This window comes from Vibrio hepatarius, from assembly GCF_018860525.1.
Lineage (GTDB): Bacteria > Pseudomonadota > Gammaproteobacteria > Enterobacterales > Vibrionaceae > Vibrio > Vibrio hepatarius_B.
The window spans coordinates 1-1,563 of sequence record NZ_JAHKPM010000034.1 but is presented as its reverse complement, the minus strand read 5'-3'; the positions used below and the strand labels follow the sequence as shown (position 1 = coordinate 1,563).

The 1,563-nt window shown below is 36.7% G+C and carries 2 protein-coding genes; one reads left to right on the top strand and one right to left on the bottom strand.

Going from position 1 to position 1,563, the window contains the following annotated elements:
• Positions 1-228 (top strand): hypothetical protein (locus KO511_RS09970; protein WP_215987290.1); only part of this gene is annotated, 228 nt, incomplete at its 5' end.
• Positions 229-298: 70 nt separating this feature from the next.
• On the opposite strand, the gene KO511_RS09965 is transcribed toward KO511_RS09970, so the two are convergent.
• A complete protein-coding gene (locus tag KO511_RS09965; protein ID WP_012774819.1) occupies positions 299-1,330 on the bottom strand; it encodes a hypothetical protein in 1,032 nt (343 codons plus the stop codon).
• Positions 1,331-1,563: the final 233 nt, after the last annotated feature.

Here is a 1,563-nt window from a genome sequence, read left to right as displayed (position 1 = left end):
GATTTAGTTAGGTCTAAAAACTACTCAACTTATCTCTCGCCAATCAACGAGGATCTCGTTCTTATTGAATTATTTAGTACTAACGAAGTGTATGACAAAGCTAGCTTATTAGTTTCAGAGGTGACCGATTTATTTGCAGATGAGCCTTCGGCTACTTTTGGTTCGTTCAACAGACTGAAAAGTGACTTCGTAAATGCGGTTAAAACTCAGGATAAATCAAATGTATGACAAAAAGAGCTTAATGCGCATAAAGCTACCGCCTAAGGTTGAGATAGGCGGATTTTCATGTGAGATGTCGTTATTTAAACTCTTTTAGAACTTCTTTTTTAACTTTGTTCCATTGGTTTTCATCATCGAATTCTTCGACAAGCATTAGGTCGTGAAGGTAGATACTATCTCCCAACGTTTCCCCTGATTTACGAAAAAAGCAATTAAAGATACTCGCCGAGCCAAATATAGGGTTTATGCCAACAGCATATGCTACACAACCGACTTCAAAGCGTTGTTTTTTTCCAAAAGAGTTTGTTGATACAACCGATAAAGTGTTAGTAATCGTTTGGTCTTTGACTATAGTCTCAGAGTCAAGGATTTTGATTTCTGCGACAGCGTCATTAATAAGTTCATAAAATTTCTTAGTAAACGTTTCTAAAGGCACTGAGGCATTCTTTAACCCTTGTACAGTTCGTTTTTTTACTATTTCTTCTAGGTGTTTTTTTTCTTCTCCTGAAAGCGTTGGGTTTAAACTTGCTAGAATGACATCTGCTTCTTGGTTGAATGATTCATCGTCCAGTTCACAGGAAAACTGAGATATAGCATTAGAAATATCTTTCTCTAATTGTGGTTTTTTTGCCAAATACAAAGCATCTCTTAGGGAATCACGCTCTTTTATCAATTCATCTTTATTATGTGAGGCTGACTTTCTATAATCTTGTAACGCGATGAGTTCAGCTAAATAGTCTTGCTGGTATGGATCATCCTTGTATTTGGCTATGTCTTCTACAAGGGAATCATCACCTTGCCAACCCCAATCTCTAATTTTTTTAGTTATCGCTTCAATTTCATCCGTGTCATGTAGAATGTTTTCGTAAATATCTATAACTTGTCTAAATGCAGCCGCACCATTGAATTGCTGTTTAACTCTGTTAACTAATTGCTCTGGAGTCTCATTATCTTTGATAACGTGACCACAATACTTTGTGCTACCAGTTTCTATAACTAAGTTCTTGTTGACTTGTGTTTGCAAGTACTTTTCATAGATAGCATCTTTGTTAACCAAACCGACAAGGCCTGTAGCTGCAACTATGATTACAGGTGCTAAAAATTTAATCATTAGAGTCTCTTAAGTACAAATTCATAAAATATCGCTAATAGTACTGCATAGTCATACGTAGGCATAGTTACATGACAAATAAGGATAGATGTCGCGCCGCTGACATCTTATCCGGGTATTGGACAAACCTGACGCCACTTTATTTAGTAGATTATTCGATGAAGATTGAAGCGGACTACTCCTGAGCTATCTACACCATTAGCTTTGGACATCGAGTTAAGCGACTTTTCCAT